The 15648-nt window shown below is 73.4% G+C and carries 14 protein-coding genes; 3 read left to right on the top strand and 11 right to left on the bottom strand.

The window, feature by feature from the left end; all coding sequences use genetic code 11:
• Positions 1–9 precede the first annotated feature (9 nt).
• Positions 10–1449, top strand: coding sequence for an amidase (locus tag DEJ25_RS03725; RefSeq protein ID WP_111043814.1), 1440 nt, complete (start codon positions 10–12; stop codon positions 1447–1449).
• 159 nt (positions 1450–1608) lie between these two features.
• Here DEJ25_RS03725 and DEJ25_RS03720 read toward each other — a convergent pair whose 3' ends face one another.
• The 6 genes from DEJ25_RS03720 to DEJ25_RS03695 form a co-directional block, all read right to left on the bottom strand.
• Positions 1609–2409 (bottom strand): ABC transporter ATP-binding protein, encoded by an 801-nt coding sequence (locus DEJ25_RS03720; protein ID WP_111043813.1) that lies wholly within the window; start codon positions 2407–2409, stop codon positions 1609–1611.
• Positions 2406–3206: an ABC transporter ATP-binding protein gene (locus tag DEJ25_RS03715; protein WP_111043812.1), complete on the bottom strand. Its 801-nt coding sequence runs from the start codon at positions 3204–3206 to the stop codon at positions 2406–2408. The genes DEJ25_RS03720 and DEJ25_RS03715 overlap by 4 nt, the downstream gene beginning before the upstream one ends.
• Positions 3203–4132 (bottom strand): ABC transporter permease, encoded by a 930-nt coding sequence (locus DEJ25_RS03710; RefSeq protein WP_111043811.1) that lies wholly within the window; start codon positions 4130–4132, stop codon positions 3203–3205. The genes DEJ25_RS03715 and DEJ25_RS03710 overlap by 4 nt, the downstream gene beginning before the upstream one ends.
• The gene (locus DEJ25_RS03705) at positions 4129–5082 is read right to left on the bottom strand and encodes an ABC transporter permease (protein ID WP_111043810.1); all 954 of its coding nucleotides are present in this window, start codon (positions 5080–5082) and stop codon (positions 4129–4131) included. The genes DEJ25_RS03710 and DEJ25_RS03705 overlap by 4 nt, the downstream gene beginning before the upstream one ends.
• Before the next feature lie 10 nt (positions 5083–5092).
• Positions 5093–6592, bottom strand: a complete 1500-nt coding sequence (locus DEJ25_RS03700) for an ABC transporter substrate-binding protein (RefSeq protein WP_111043809.1) — start codon at positions 6590–6592, stop codon at positions 5093–5095.
• Positions 6593–6702: 110 nt separating this feature from the next.
• The gene (locus DEJ25_RS03695; protein WP_111043808.1) at positions 6703–7656 is read right to left on the bottom strand and encodes an alpha/beta fold hydrolase; all 954 of its coding nucleotides are present in this window, start codon (positions 7654–7656) and stop codon (positions 6703–6705) included.
• A 64-nt stretch (positions 7657–7720) separates the two neighbouring features.
• Between DEJ25_RS03695 and DEJ25_RS03690 the strand changes: the two genes are divergently transcribed.
• Entirely contained in the window at positions 7721–8632 is a 912-nt protein-coding gene (locus DEJ25_RS03690) for a siderophore-interacting protein (protein WP_111043807.1), read from the top strand.
• Complete coding sequence (locus DEJ25_RS03685) at positions 8629–9456, top strand: ABC transporter ATP-binding protein (protein ID WP_111043806.1); 828 nt, start codon at positions 8629–8631, stop codon at positions 9454–9456. Before DEJ25_RS03690 ends, DEJ25_RS03685 begins: the two co-directional genes overlap by 4 nt.
• A 502-nt stretch (positions 9457–9958) precedes the next feature.
• Here DEJ25_RS03685 and DEJ25_RS03680 read toward each other — a convergent pair.
• From DEJ25_RS03680 to DEJ25_RS03660, 5 genes are all read right to left on the bottom strand, one after another.
• A complete protein-coding gene (locus DEJ25_RS03680; RefSeq protein ID WP_110902120.1) occupies positions 9959–10315 on the bottom strand; it encodes a Fe-S oxidoreductase in 357 nt (118 codons plus the stop codon).
• A 3-nt stretch (positions 10316–10318) separates the two neighbouring features.
• Complete coding sequence (locus DEJ25_RS03675; protein WP_111043805.1) at positions 10319–11719, bottom strand: NAD(P)/FAD-dependent oxidoreductase; 1401 nt, start codon at positions 11717–11719, stop codon at positions 10319–10321.
• A gap of 79 nt (positions 11720–11798) precedes the next feature.
• Complete coding sequence (locus DEJ25_RS03670; protein WP_110902122.1) at positions 11799–12620, bottom strand: arginase family protein; 822 nt, start codon at positions 12618–12620, stop codon at positions 11799–11801.
• A gap of 69 nt (positions 12621–12689) precedes the next feature.
• Positions 12690–13412, bottom strand: a complete 723-nt coding sequence (locus tag DEJ25_RS03665) for a PspA/IM30 family protein (RefSeq protein ID WP_110902123.1) — start codon at positions 13410–13412, stop codon at positions 12690–12692.
• A 48-nt stretch (positions 13413–13460) separates the two neighbouring features.
• Positions 13461–15437, bottom strand: a complete 1977-nt coding sequence (locus DEJ25_RS03660) for a YgcG family protein (RefSeq protein ID WP_111043804.1) — start codon at positions 15435–15437, stop codon at positions 13461–13463.
• Positions 15438–15648: the final 211 nt, after the last annotated feature.

The following is a 15648-nucleotide window of genomic DNA, read 5'->3' as shown; positions in this document are numbered from 1 at the left end:
GCTCGGTCCGTGTTCGAACTCCACCACCTGTCCGCGCAGGAACTCTGGGACTGGATCCGCCGCGGTGACACCACCGCCCGGGAGGTCACCGACCACTACCTCGCTCGCATCGAGCGGCTCGACCCGGAGTTCGGCGCGTTCGTGACCGTCACCGCCGAGGCCGCGCGTGCCCGGGCCGACCATCTCGGTGATCTGGTGCCGACGTCGCGGCCGTTGTGGGGCCTCCCGTCCGCGGACAAGGACCTGACGGACCGGCGCGGCGTCCCCACCCGGTCCGGGACGCTCGCCCTGCCGGGTGACCCGGCGACGGTCGACCATCCGCTCGTCACCGCCCTCGACGACGCCGGGGCGATCAGCCTGGGCAAGACGGCGACGCCTGAGTTCGGCATGTCGTCGTCCTCTGAGACGCGCTTCGGCACCACCCGCAACCCGTACGACACCGCGCGTGCCCCGGGCGGGTCGTCGAGCGGCGCCGCCGTCGCCGTCGCGGCCGGGCTGCTGCCGGCGGCCGTCGGGTCGGACGGCGGAGGCTCGGTGCGGATCCCGGCCGCGGCCACCGGCCTGGTCGGCCTCAAGCCGAGTCGTGGTCGGGTGCCGTCGATGCCCGGGCGTTCCGGGCTGGGCGGACTCGCTGTCGCCGGGCCGCTCACCCGGACCGTCGCCGACGCGGGGATGCTGCTCGACGCACTCGTGGCGCCGACCGGTCTGGCCGAGCGCCAGCCCTACGCGCTCGTGACACCCGAGGTCGGCGAGGGGCCGTTCACCGCGGCCGCCGTCCGGGGCGAGGGACGCTTCGTCGTCGGGCTGCTCGACGGCTCGCCGTGGGACGACTTCGTCGACGTGGTGGTCGACCCGGCCGCGCGGGAGGCCGTGGACACCGCTGTCCGTGTGCTCGGCGAGGTCGGGCACGGGGTCGAGGAGGTGGCGATGCCGCGCGTCCCGTACGCCGAGTCGTTCCAGGTGGCGTGGGAGTCCTCCGGCGCCGGCATCGCCCGGATCCCCGGCATCGACCTGGGCGCCCTGACGCCCCTCGTCGCCTGGCTGGTCGAGCGCGGTCGGGCCCTCACGGGCACGCAGGTGCTCGACGCGATGGCCGGGCTCGACACGTTCTCGGTCGCCCTGATCCGCGCGTTCGACCGCTTCGACGCCGTCCTCACCCCGACGCTCGCCATGACCCCGAGACCGCTCGGCTGGTACGGCGACGACCCGGAGGAGGACTTCCGTCGCCAGTGCGCGTACTCACCCTGGACGTCGATGGCGAACGTGTCGGGGTTGCCCGCGATCTCGTTGCCCGTCGGGGTCACGGGCGAGGGGCACCCGGACGGCGCGGGGCTGCCGATGGGCGTGCAGCTCATCGGGCGCCCGGGGGGTGAGTGGGTGCTCCTGGCGATCGGGGCGCAGCTCGAGCGCCGACTGCGCTGGCAGCGGCGGCACCCGGCTGGCTGGTAGCGCGGGCGCCGCTGCCGGAGGCGCGCTCCGGCCCGGCCGTCGAGTGGTCACGACTTGCCGCATGCTCTCCGCCGAGATGCCGCGCTTGCGGCATCTCGCGCGTCGAGGTGCCGGCTTCCTGGAACCTCGACGGACCACACTCGTGCGCCTCCCACGCGCCTACGGCAGAGTCGGCGCGGCCGCGACCAGGGCCCGGGTGACCTCGTGCGTCGGCGCGTCGAGCAGGGACACCGGGCCGTGCTCCACGATCCGCCCCGCCGACATCACCGCGACGGTGTCGCACAGGCGCTGCACGACCCCGATGTCGTGCGAGACGAGCACGAGTGTCGCGCCGAGGTCGTCCACGAACGAGCGGAACAGGTCGATCACGCGGGCGCGGACCACGACGTCGAGGGCGCTCATCGGCTCGTCCCCGAACAGGATCCGCGGTCGGTGCACCACCGCCCGGGCGATCGCGATCCGCTGGCGCTGCCCGCCGGAGAACTCGTGCGGGTACCGGTCGGCGGCGTCGGCGGGCAGGTCCACCCGTTCCAGGACTGCGGCGACCATCGCGCGGTGGTCGCCGGCGACACGGAGTGCCCGGAGCGGTTCGGCGACGATCGCACCGACGCGCATCCGCGGGTCGAGCGAGGCGACCGGGTCCTGGAACACGATGCCGGTCTCGCGCCGGAACCAGCGCGAGGACGCGGCCGATGCCCGCGCGTCCACAGGGCGGCCCGAAGCGTGGACCGTGCCGGTGGTGGGGGCCTCCAGTCCGGCGAGGAGGCGGACGAGCGTCGACTTGCCGGACCCGGACTCACCGACGATCCCGAGCCGTGCGCCGGCCGGGACGATGAGGTCGACGCCGTCGACGGCGGTGCGGAGCGCGCCGGGTTCGAAGGGGCCGCGCCGGGGGAGCCGGTACGTGCGGCGGAGGTCCGCGCCGGCGAGGGCCGGAGCGGCGGTGTCGGGATCCCTCACGAGGTCCTCCTGGCGGTGGCCCGGGCTGCCTCGACGAGCGCGAGCGTGGCGGGGTGCCCGGGCGTGGCGAGCAGGTCGGCGACGCGGCCCTGTTCGACGACACGTCCGGCCTCCAGGACGACCGCCGTGTCCGCGATCCGCGACAGGACCGCCAGGTCGTGCGTCACGAACAGCATCCCCGTCCCCCTGGAGGCCGTGAGCGACTCGAACAGGTCGAGGATCCGCGCCTGCGTGGTCACGTCCAGGGCCGTGGTCGGCTCGTCGGCGACCAGGAACGCGGGCTCGCCCGCCATCGCCATCGCGATGCAGATCCGCTGCCGCTGCCCGCCGGACAGCTGGTGCGGGTACTGCCGGAGGAGCAGTTCCGGGTCGGGCAGGCCGACGTCCCGGGCGAGTCCGACGGCGGCCTCGGCGGCGGCGCGCCGGTCGAGACCCCGGTGCAGCCGGAGCGGCTCGACGATCTGCCTGCCGACGCGCCGGATCGGGTCGAGGGCGGTCCCCGGCTCCTGGAACACCATCCCGATCGCCGCGCCGCGGGTGCGTGCACGCTCGCGGTCGGGCATGCCGACGAGCTCCCGTCCGTCCAGGCGGATGCTGCCGGTGACGGTCGCACCGGCGGGCTCCAGGCCCATCAGGGCGAGCGAGGTCATCGACTTGCCCGACCCGGACGCGCCGATCACGCCGACACGTCGGCCGGGAGGCACGGCGAACGTCACGTCGTCGAGCACCGCCCGCCCCGCGATCCGGACCGTCAGGCCGCGGACGTCGAGGCCGGTCGTCGCCGTTCCGGTGCTCATGCCATGCCCTCCGTTCCGCTGACCGTGCCGGTCGTGCCACGGGCGTCGGCCGTGCCCACGGCGGTGCCGGGTGCGGGAGCCGTGTCCGGCCCCCGCCGACTGGTCGTCAGCCGTGGGTCGGTGGCGTCCCGGACCGCGTCGCCGAGCAGGGACAACGCCATCACGACGAGCGCGATCGCCGCACCCGGCCAGGTCGCGCTCCACGGGTGCACCCCGATGTACGTCTGCAGGTCGGAGAGCAGCCGACCCCAGGACGCCGTGCCCGCGTCGGCACCGTAGCCCAGGTAGGACAGCCCGGCCTCTGCGAGGACCGCGGTCGCCATCGCGAGCGACAGCTGCACGGTGAACAGCGGCGCGGCGTTCGGGACCAGGTGCCGGAACAGCACGCCCAGCGACCCGACCCCGGATGCCCGCGCGGCGACGACGTAGTCGCTCCGGGCGATGCGGCGGATCTCTCCGCGGGCGACCCGGGCGATGGTGACGCCGAACGCCAGCCCGACGGACACCACGACGACGCCGAGGGACCCGCCGTACACGGCGGTGAGGAGCATCGCGGTGAGGAGGGTGGGGAAGGCGACCAGGACGTCGAGGAGCACCGCCGTGGCCTCGCGGACCCAGCGGGCGGTGAGGGAGCCGATCGCAGTGAGGACGATGCCGACGACGGTCGCGATGACGCCGGCACCGACCGCGACGACGAGGGTGGTGCGGGTGCCGGCGAGCAGGTAGCTGGCGATGTCGCGGCCGACCCCGTCGGTGCCGAACCAGTGCGCGGCGCTCGGGTGCTCCCACTGGTGGAACGGGTCGGTGCGGAAGGGGTCCTCGGGCGTCCAGACGAGCGACACCCCCGCCAGGACGACGAGCAGCCCGAGGACGACCACGGCGAACAGTCCGGTCGGGGTCCGGAGCAATCGGCGGAGCGCGCTCATGACGAGGCCTCGCGCTGGCGGGGGTCGAGCACGCGGTGCAGCACGTCGACGGCGAACCCGACCAGCAGCACGAGTCCGGTGAGCACGAGGAGTTCGGACTGCACCTTCGTGATGTCGCGCCGGCCGACGTCGGTCACGAGCATGCGGCCGACCCCGGGCAGCGAGAACAGCTGCTCGACGACGACGGCGCCGACCAGCAGCCCGGCGATCTGCACCCCGAGGACCGCGAGTACCGTCAGCGCGACACTCGGCAGGCCGTGGCGGAGGAGCGCCCGGTTCTTCGTCAAGCCGATCGCCGCCGCGGTGCGGACGTGGTCGGCGTCGAGGACGGACAGCGTCGCCGACCGGGTGAAGCGGAGGATGACGGCCCCCTCGACCGCGCCGATGGTCAGCGCGGGCAGGACGAGCGCCGCGAACGCCCGGCCCGGGGTGTCCCAACCGTCGAGCGGGAAACCCTGCACGGGCAGCCAGTGCAGGGTCACGGCGAACAGGGCGACGAGCAGCATGCCGGCCCAGACGACCGGGATCGCGGCGACGGCCTGCGCGACGGCGGAGATGACCGCGCCGCCGGGTCGGCGCCGGAGCACCGCGGCGAGGACGCCGAGCGGGACGCCGATCACCAGCGCTGCCGCGAGGGACATGCCGGCGAGCGGCAGCGTCACCGCGAGCTTCTGCGCGATCTCCGGAGCGACCGGGCCACGGGTGACCAGCGAGTCGCCGAGGTCACCGCGGAACAGGCCGCCGATCCAGTCGAGGTACTGCAGCACAACGGGCCGGTCGAGCCCGAGCTGCTCGCGGAGCGCGGCGACCTGGGCGGGCGTCGCCTCGGCGCCCGCGACCACCTGCGCGACGTCACCGGGGAGCACGCGGAGCGTCGCGAAGACGATCAGGCTCGCCACGAGCAGTCCGACGGCGAGCAGGAGCACCCGCCCGACGAGGAATCGGGTCACGACTCCGATGCTACGAGACGGCGAGGTCCGCCAGGTCCAAGCGAGTCGTGGTGCTGTCGAACGGGAAGCCGGTGACCCCGTCGCGGACCGCCGTCGTGGTGGTCGCCGTGTAGAGCCACTCGGCTGCGGCGTCCTCGCTGACGATCTTCGCCGCCTGCTGCAGGGCGCGCACCTTCTCGGCCTGGTCGGTGGTCACCAGCGAGGCCGCGTAGAGCCGCTGGACCTCCGGGTTGTCGTACCCGAAGTAGTAGTCCGGGTTCGCCCAGTTGCCGAAGTCCCGCGCCTCGGTGTGGTTCACCATGCTGAGGTCGAAGTCCTTCTTCTCGAACACCGAATCGAGCCAGGTCGCGAAGTCGACGCGCTGCACCTTGAGCGTGATGCCGACCTCAGCGAGCTCGGAGGTCAGGACATCGCCGATCGCCGTGGGGTACACGTTGGCGTAGGTCAGGGTGAGCGTCGGCTTCGTGACGCCGGCCTGCCGCAGGAGCTTCTTCGCCGCGGCGGGGTCGTACGCGTCGATGTCGGTCAGGTCCTGGTAGCCGGGGTCGAGCGCGGGGATCGGGCCGCCCTGCTCCACGCCGCCGCCGCCGATGGCCTTGATCACGGCTTTCGGGTCGATGGCCTGCCGGATCGCCCTGCGGACGCGGACGTCGTCGAAGGGTGCCTTCTGGTCGTTGAACGCGAGCGTGTACTTGTCGGTCGTCTTGCCGGTGTGCAGTGTGACGCCGGAGGTGTCCTGCAGCTGGCTCTTCAGCGTGCCGTCGACCGCGGTCTCGACGTCGAGGTCCCCGCCGGCCATCGCGTTGACGGCCGTCGACGGGTCGGTGATGTACCGGAAGACGACCTTCGCCACCTTCGCCTTCGCTCCCCAGTAGTCCGGGTTCCGGCGGAAGGTGAGCGAGTCGCCCTGCTTCCAGCTGGCGACCTCGAACGGCCCGGTGCCGTTGGCGGTCTTCGTCCGGTCGTTGTCGGCCGCCTGCTCGAGGACCAGGCCCGCGCGGCCCGTGAGGTTCCAGAGCAGGTCCGAGTCCGGCTTCGAGAGGGTCAGCGTGACGGTGTCGTCCCCGGTGGCGGCCACAGTCTCCACCGCGGCGAGGTCGTCCGCGTCGACGTACGACTCGTGCGCCTTGACGTCCTCGAACGACCAGACGACGTCCTTCGCGGTGACCGGCTCGCCGTCCTGGAAGGTCGCACCGTCGCGCAGCGTGAACGTGTAGGTCAGGCCGTCGTCGGACACCTCGTGCGAGGACGCCAGCACGTCGCGGACCTTCCCGTCCGCGGTCCGTCCGACGAGCCCCTGGTAGACGTTGTCGATGAGCACCTGATCGAGCGCGTTGCCGGACTGGGTGCGGATGTCGAGGCTGGTCGGTTCGAGCACCAGGCCGACCCGGACCGTCCCGTCGGCGCCGCCCCGGGTGTCGTCGGAGCCGCCGGAGCAGCCGGTCAGGGCGACCGAGGTCGCGACGACGAGGGCTGCCGCGGCCAGGGCGGTGCGGTGGAGCGGACGCATGCTGGGTTCCTTCCCGGAGCCAGACCCACGAGGGCCGGGACGAGGGCGGCGCGACGACGGTCGTCAGCGACGCTCGGACGAGGCTACCGGGCGGCCGGGCACCGGCGGTGTCAGGTCTCGGACGAAGTCTCGGGGGGTTCTTCGACGCCATCCAACAAGCCGTGAGCCGTCGCCCATTCCCGGATCGCGTCCGCGAGGGCGAGCGGCGCCTGCGTCTGCACGGCGTGCCGCGACTCCACCGTCACGATCGTGGCGTCCGGCAGCCGCTCGGCGAACACCTGGTGCAGCTTGGGGGAGACGTACCCCCGGTCACCGCGGACGAGCAGCAGCGGGACGTCGAGCTGCTCGAGGTCCGGCCACGCGTCCGCGAACCGCCCGACGGACGACGTGCGACCGCCGAGGTGCGGGAAGTGGTGCCGCCGCACGAGTCGTCCGTCGGCGCCGAGCCGGGTCGAGTGGCGCGCCTCCCGGAGGAGTGTCGCCTCGTCCCCACCGACTCGCGCGGCGATCGCCCGTTCGACGACCTCGTCCAGGCTCGCGAACGGCTCCTCGGACTCCAGGGCACGGGCGATCCGGTCGACGGCCCGCTGCGCGAAGTCCGGGGACATGTCGACGAGCACGAGCCCGGTGACCCGCTCGGGTGCGAGGGCGGCGAGCCGCGCGGACAGGATCGCACCGAGTGAGTGGCCGACGACGAGCCCCGGCGGCACGTCGAGGGCGTCCAGGGCGGCGAGGACGGTCGGTGCCGTCGCGGTCGCCGCGTAGTCCGCGTCCTCCCGCCAGGCCGAGCGGCCGTGCCCGGGCAGGTCGAGCGCGACGGCCGGCTGGTCGATCGCGACCGCGGTCTGGTCGAAGCTGTGGGCGTCGATGCCGAGCCCGTGCAGGTAGGTGATCCGCGCCTCCCGTCCGACTGCCGGCGGGCTGGTGCGCGACCAGCGGATCGCGGAGACCGTCCCACCGCCGTCGGTACGGACGTCCTGCCGGGAGGCGCGGAGCGGCTCGGTCACGCCGCTCGCGGCCGCCAGGGCGGGGACGTCGGCGAATTCGTCATCGTGCTCGGACACCCGACCAGTGTCGCAGTGCCTCGCGCCCTTTCTGTCGTTAGGTTAGGCATGCCATACTCGAGGTGTGGCAGCCCGGTACCGTGTCTTCTCCGTCCGTGTGGCCGCCGTCACGTCGCTCACCCCGCACTTCGTCCGGGTGACGCTGACGGGTGACGAGCTCGCGGACTTCTCGGCCGTCGGTCTCGACCAGCGCATCAAGGTGCTCCTGCCGCTCGAGGGCCACGGGTTCTCGGACCTGCCCGAGGGCCAGGACTGGTTCGCCGCGTGGCGTGCCCTGCCGGACGCGACCCGGAACCCGATCCGCACCTACACCGTCCGCTCGTTCCGGCCCGACGCCCACGAGCTCGACATCGACTTCGTCGCCCACGGGGACGCCGGCCCCGCATCGCGGTGGGTGTCCGCGTGCCGCGTCGGTGACGAACTGCGGATCGTCGGGCCGAGCGTCCCGGAGTCGCCCGCCGACCTGCCGTCCGGCGCTGCCGAGTTCTCGCCCGGGTCCGCGAACCGGATCCTGCTCGCCGGGGACGAGACCGCCGCGCCCGCGATCTGCGCCATCCTCGAAGCCCTCGACGTCAGCGCCGTCGGGCACGTCTTCATCGAGGTCCCGACCGACGCCGACCGGCTGCCGGTGTCGGCGCCCGCCGGGGTCGAGGTCCGCTGGATCGCCCGCAACGGCGCCTCGCACGGGGCCCGGATGACGGACCACGTGCACGCCTGGGCCTCGACCGTGGCACCGGACCCGCTCGTCGTCGACCGACGCGCTGCGGCCGCGGCCGAACTCGTCGACGTGGACGTCGACGAGCAGGTGCTCTGGGACGTCCCGCGTGAGGACGACGACCTGCCCGTGTACGCCTGGATCGCGGGGGAGGCCGGCTGCGTCAAGGAGCTCCGTCGTCACCTCGTGCGGAGCATCGGCCTGGACCGGAAGCAGGTCGCGTTCATGGGGTACTGGCGGCACGGCAAGGCGGAGTGTTGAGTCCTGCCGGTCGTCCGGCCACCGTCCTCACCCCGGAGGCGCCGGTCACCGCGCTCGGAGCCCGGGGGCTCCGGCTCGGGTACGACGACCGGGTGGTCGTGCAGGACCTCGACGTGGACGTCCCGGACGGCGAACTGACCGTCATCGTCGGGCCGAACGCGTGCGGCAAGTCGACGCTGCTCAAGGCGCTGGCGCGGACGCTCAAGCCCTCGGCCGGTACCGTGTACCTGGACGGCCGGCCGATCACGTCGTACCGCCCGAAGGCCGTCGCCCGGCGGGTCGCGATGCTGCCGCAGACGCCGATCGCCCCGGACGGCATCACCGTGCGGGACCTCGTGGCCCGAGGACGGTTCCCCCACCAGGACCTGCTGCACCCCTCCAGCGGGACCGATCGACAGGTCGTGCAGGCGGCCCTGGCGCAGACCGACATCCTGGGGCTCGCCGACCGTGGCGTCGACGAACTCTCCGGCGGGCAGCGGCAGCGGGTGTGGATCGCGATGGTGCTCGCGCAGCAGACCGACATCGTGCTGCTCGACGAGCCGACGACGTTCCTCGACATCGCGCACCAGTACGACGTGCTCGAACTGGCGTCCACGCTGCACGCCGCCGGGCGCACGGTCGTCGCGGTGCTGCACGACCTCAACCAGGCGGCCCGCTACGCCACGCACATGATCGCGATGCGGGACGGCGTGATCGTCGCGCAGGGGACGCCGGAGTCCGTCGTCACCGAGGAACTCGTCGCGGACGTCTTCGGGCTGCCGTGCGTGGTCGTGCCGGATCCGGAGACCGGGACGCCGCTGGTCGTCCCGCGCCGCTCGCGCTGAGTCGGGTTGACGCGTGCGTCGGGCCGGGCCGCCGCGTGCGCTGAGCCGGGCTGCCGGGCTGCCGGGCTGCCGTGCGTCGGGCCCGGCTGCCGCGCGCGCTGACCCGGGCTGCCGCGTGCGCTGAGCCGGGCCGCCGCGTGCGCTGAGCCGGGCCGCCGCGTGCGCTGAGACGGGCTGCCGCGCCCGGCTCGGGTCCGTCGAGTGGTCCCACATCGTCGTTCTCAGCGCCGCGGAACGACCGAACGTGACCGAACGGCGGATCCGTTGTCGTGACCGTTCGGCGCGAGGACGATGCCCGGTTGTCCTCTGCCGGGCGCTCGATCGGATCGGCGGCGCAGAACGGCGCCGCACAACGGAAACCGGCTCGAACCGGGGGATCCCGTGGTTCGAGCCGGTTGCTGTTGTGCGTGGCCGGGCGGCGCCGGGCTCCGGGGGCCGGGGGCCGGGCGCCGGGCGCCAGGCGGCGCCAGCCGAGCCGGGTGCCGAGCGCGGGCAACGCGGGTCAGCGGTAGCCGCCGTCCTCCAACCCGGCCTCGACCTCGAAGCGGTTGCGGAGCGGGTCCCGCCCGGAGATCCCGTAGAGGAGGGGCATGAGCATGCCGTAGCGGCGCCACTGGTCGACGTGCACACGCTCGTGCCGCAGGACCCGGTCGCCGTCGTTGTCCCGCGTCAGGTAGACCGAGCCGACGCAGGTCCCACCGCGCCGGAAGACCCAGCGCGGCAGTCCCCGGCAGACGATCAAGCCGTCGACGACCCGCACGGGTCCGGACGACAGCGGCAACCCGATCGCCAGGCCCACGGCGGTCGCGAAGAGCCATCCCGCGCGGGACACCGGCGAGTCGACGAACGGGTTCCGCATCGGCTACTCGGGGCGGCCGTAGGTCTCGAGCAGGCGCAGCCAGATCTCGTTCATGGTCGGGTACGCCGGGACCGCGTGCCAGAGCCGGTCGACCGGGACCTCGCCCACGACCGCGACGGTGGCGGCGTGCAGCATCTCGGCGACGTCCTGCCCGACGAAGGTGACCCCGACGACGACCCCGCGGGACTCGTCGACGACCATCTTCGCCCGGCCGGTGTACCCGTCCGCCTGCAGTGCCGAGCCGGCGACGCTGCCCAGGTCGTACTCGACCGCGCGGACGTCGATGCCCTGCTGACGCGCCTGCTCCTCGGTGAGGCCGACGCTCGCGACCTCGGGGTCGGTGAAGGTCACCTGCGGGACCGCGGCGTGGTCCGCGGTGGCGACGTGCGCGCCCCACGGCTCGGCGTGCACCGGACGGCCCTGGACCCGTGCCGCGATGACCTCGCCGGCTGCGCGGGCCTGGTACTTGCCCTGGTGGGTGAGGAGCGCTCGGTGGTTGACGTCGCCGACGGCGTACAGCCAGTCGGTGCCGGTGACGAGCATGGTGTCGTCGACGTCGAGCCACTCGCCGTCGGTCAGCCCGACGGAGGAGAGCCCGAGGTGCTCGGTGCCGGGCGCGCGGCCGGTCGCGGCGAGGACCTCGCTCGTGACGAGGGTCGTGCCGTCGTCGAAGGTGGTGGTGACCAGCCCGTGCTCGTCGCGGTCGACGCGGGTCGGGTTCACACCGGTGCGGACGTCGATGCCCAGCTCCCGCATGCCGTCGGCGACGAGTTCGCCCGCGAAGGGCTCCATGCCGCCGAGGAGACCGTGGCGGGCGGCCAGCGTCACCTTCGCGCCGAGGGCTGCCCAGGCGGTCGCCAGCTCGGAACCGGCGACGCCGCCACCGATGACGAGCAGGCTCTCCGGGACCTCCTGCGCACTGGTGCCCTCCCGCGTGCCCCACGGCTTCGCCTCGGCCAGACCCGGGACCGGCGGCAGGGTGTGTACCGAACCGGTGACCAGGGCGACGGCGTGTGCGGTGTACGTGGTGCCGTCGACCTCGATGGTCTTCTCGCCGGTGATCACGGCACGGCCCCGGATCAGTGCGATGTCGGCGGACTCGAGCCACTGCACCTGCGATGCGTCGTCCCAGTTGCTCGTGAACGAGTTGCGGCGTGCGAGCACGGCGGCCGCGTCGACGTCACCGGTCACGGCTTCCGCCGCGCCAGCCACGCGCTTGGCGGCGGCGACCGCGTGGCTGCTGCGGAGCAGTGCCTTGGACGGCATGCAGGCCCAGTAGGAGCACTCACCGCCGACGAGTTCGGCTTCCACCACGGCGACCGTCAGGCCGCGCTTGTGGGCGTAGTCCGCCACGTTCTCGCCGACAGCGCCGGCTCCGATCACGATGAGGTCGTAGTCCGTCATGTGGCCGAGCGTAGCCTTCGCCGGGCGGTCATCGGCCGGGAGCGGTGCGCCCGGTGGAGAACCGGACCCGACGGGTGCGTCAGGCCGCGCGCGCCGCGGTGGTCAGGGCGCCGACGACCCGCAGGATCACGCCCAGGTCCTCGACGGCACGGCTCGGGTCGACCGGGGCGAACCCGGTCAGGGCTGCTCCGACGAGCCGTCGTCCGTCCGCGGCCGCCTGGACCAGGGCGACGAGGGCTGCGCCGTCGATGCCGAAGGGGACCGGTTCGAGCAGCCCGTCGACCTGCGAGGGGTCGAGGACGTCGAGGTCGACGTGCACGAACACGCTGCCGGCACCGGTGCGCTCGACCGCGGCACGGACGGTGTCCGGGGTCGCCGCGTCCACGTCGAGGTGGGTGATCCCGGCCCGGTCCAGAGCGGCCGCCTCGGCGGGCTCGGTGCCGCGCGTGCCCGCGACCACCACCGACGACGCCGGGACGACCGGCAGGTCCGGGAACAGATCCGACGGCCTGTCGACCAGGAGGCGCAGCGCGGCCGTCTCGGCCGCGACCGGCTGGGCGCGGTTCAACGCCCGGAACCCGCTCGACCCGGAGAGGCGCACCACGGCCGTGTCCGCCCCGACCAGGACGGAGGCGCCGAGCACGCTGGACCCGTCGCCGCCGATCACGAGGACGGCTTCGGTGGCGACAGCCGCCTCCGCGGCGACGGAGCCGGAGACCGTGAGCACCGAGGTGTACCGCGCGACCGCGGTGTCGAGGCGGTCGCCGGCACCGGTCGGCACGTCGATCGTGGTGGTCGCCGTGCGGGGGAGGTCCGCTGCGACGGCGGCTGCTCCATCCGCGAGCCGCATGGCGCGCGACGACGCCGAACCCTGCCACTGACCGACCACGATGAAGCGCATCCTGTCAGTCTGTCAGGCGGGTCCGACGTCGTCCGGAGCAGTCGTCGTGCGTGTGCCGGCCCGTCGGGGTCAGACCGTCGGGCCGCCGGACTTCAGGGCGGCGAGACGGGCTTCGACCTCGGCGTCACGGCCGACGTCCTCGAGGCTCTCGAACTGTGCGTCGAGACTGGAGGCCTGCAGCTCCTGCTGACCGATGACCTTCGCCTCTTCACGGCGGACCTTCTCCTCGAAGCGGGCCAGGTCACTCGTCGGGTCGGTGATGTCGATGTTGCCCAGGGCGTCGTTGACCTTCGACTGCGCCTCGGCGGTCTTGGCACGGGCGACGAGGGTGTTCCGCTTCGACCGGAGCTCCTCGAGCTTCTGCTCCATGCCGGCGAGACCCTGCTTGAGCTTCTCGACCTGCTCGTTCTGCGTGGCGAGTGGTGCGGCGTTGTCCTGAACCTCTTGTTCAGCAGCGATCTGCTTGCCGATCGCGATCTTCGCGAGGTTGTCGAACTTGTCGGCATCCGAGGCCTTGCCCTCGGCGCGGTACCTGTCGGCAGCGGCGGAGGCGTTCGCGGCCTTCTGACCCCACTCCTGCGCGGCGCGGACGTCCTCCTCGTTGTCCTGCTCGAGCAGGCGGAGGTTCCCGATCGTCTGCGCGATGGCGCTCTTGGCGTCCGCGATGTTGTTCGAGTAGTCGCGGACGAGCTGGTCGAGCATCAGCTGCGGGTCCTCGGCGTTGTCGATCAGCTGGTTGATGTTCGCCCGGACGAGTGTGGAGATGCGGCCGAAGATGGACTGCTTTGCCATTGCTGGTTCCCTTTCGTGGATGGACTGCTGGTTGGTCGAGAGGTCTGGTCAGAACCGGCCGCCGCCGGAGAAGCCGCCGCCCCCGCCGCCGCCACCACCGAAGCCGCCGCCGCCGAAGCCGCCGCCGCCGCCGAAGCTGCCGCCACCGTAGCTGCCGCCGCGCCCGCCGAGCAGACCGCCGAGGACGATGCCGGTGACGAGTCCGCCGAGCTGTGCGCCACCGCGGCCGCCACCCATGCCCCCGCCGGCACCGGGCCATCCGCCCATGTCGTTGTTCGCCTCGTCGACGGCCGCGGCCGCGTACTGCTCGGCCGCACGGGCCGCCTGCAGCGCACGCTGTGGGTCGGTCACAGCGAGGTCGAGGGCGTCGTCGAGCGCGCGTTCGGCCTCGGACAGACGGGTGCGCGCGGTCGAGCCGACACCACCGCGGTGCACGGTGACGTACTGGCGGGCCTGGGTGATCCGGCTCCGGGCGTCCCGCAGTGCGGCGTCGAGGGCCTGGGTCGCGCGGCGGTGCTGCTCCTCGGCGGTGCGGGCGCTGGCGAGGGCCGCGTCGATGTCGGTGTTCGCCTTGGTCAGTGCGTCGACGGCGCCGACCGGGTCGCGGGGGTCGACGTCGGCGCGGAGGACCCGCTGCGCCCGCGCCACGGCGGCGGCCAGGTCTGCACCACCGGTGGTGAGGGTGCCGGCGGCGGCGAGGTCCCCCTCGATGTCGGCGCGCATGGCCTCGGCGCGGCTCGCGGCGTCGGCGAAGGTGGTCTCGGCCGCGGTCACGGCACCGGTGAGCTGCTGCACCTGAGCCAGTGCGTGCTGGCCGTCGCGGACGGCGACGACCGCTCCGCCACGGTCACCGGCGGCGAGGGCCGTCCGGGCTGCGGCGGCGCGCTCGTCGGCGTACCGCAGGACCTCGCCTGCCTGGTCGACGTTGTCGGCCACGGTCGCGAGGGTCCGGCCGGTGTAGGCGCTCCGGACGCGCTCGAGAGCGGCACGGGCTGCGTCGACGGCGGCGGGAGCCGCGGTGAGCGACGTCGTGAGTTCGGCGGAGGCGGTGTCCACCGTCTCCTCGAGCGCCCGGAGCTGGTCGAACGCCTCGGTCTGGGACTCGATCGCCGCGTGGGCCTGCTCGCACGTCGTGATGATCTGGTTCGACCAGTCGACGCGCTGCTGGGCGCTGTCCGGGACCTCGTCGTCGAGCTGCTGTTGGAGGGCGAAGGCCTTGCGGACCTCGCGTCTGGCGATCGCGACGGTGTCGGCGAACGGCTTCGCGGCGTCGTCGCCGAACTGGGCCGCGGCGAACCCGACCTCCTGCTCGGCGGTGCGGATCTCGTCGTCGATCGTGACGAGGGCGCCACCGGCTCGGCGTTCGAGCTCGGCGAGGGTCTGCTCCTGCTGCTCGCGTGCCGCGGCCGCGCGGCGCCTGCTGCGGGTACGGATCACCAGGACCGCGACGACGGCGGCGAGCACGGCGAGGCCGAGCAGGATCCACAGCCAGGTCAGGTCGGCGGGCTGCTGGCTCTGCTGGAGTCCGGCGGCGAACGCGGTCGCGGCGGCGGCCCACTGCCCCTGCTTCAGCCGGGGGAGCAGGTCCGAGTCGACCGCGGTCTCGACGTCGCCGGAGCTGATGGCGGTCTCGTTCGTCTGCTGGACGTCGTAGTTCCGCTCGTCGACCGCGACGGACAGCAGGATGCCGTCCGTCTCGATCTGGTTCCGCTGCAGCGTCGCCGCGCCCCATGCCGTGTGGTCGGTCGGGTCGGTGAACGACGGGACGAAGACCACGTAGAGCTGCGTCTGCGTGTCCTGGTAGAGCTCCTGCACGGCCTGCTCGACGTCGGCCTGCTGCGCGTCGGTCAGTGCGCCGGCGTCGTCGACGACGTAGGCGCTGCCGATGTCGACCGGTGCCGTGGCCTGCGCTCCCGCTGCGGGGAGCACGACGAGCGCCACCGCGGCCACCGCCGAGACGATCCCCGACAGCAGCCGCGTCACCCTCGCCGAACCGGGGTCCGTCCTGCTTCCGACCGCGCGCATCCGTCCTCTTTCCGTGGTCCTGTCGACCTGGTCCGTGGCCGTCGCCCGGAGTCTATCCAGGCACCCGTTGGACCGGCCCGGGCTGTGGACAACTCGGTCAGGAGGCGTCGACCTGTACCCCGTCTCGCCTCCGTGGCTCCGAGCCGGATGCGGACGATCCGGGAGGCGTGTCCCCCGAAACGGGGTATGGTGAGTCCACGTCAACGAGGAA

The organism is Curtobacterium sp. MCPF17_011, from assembly GCF_003234145.1.
GTDB lineage: Bacteria > Actinomycetota > Actinomycetes > Actinomycetales > Microbacteriaceae > Curtobacterium.
Note: the sequence above shows the minus strand (reverse complement) of the source record. Positions and strands in the feature narration are given on the sequence as shown.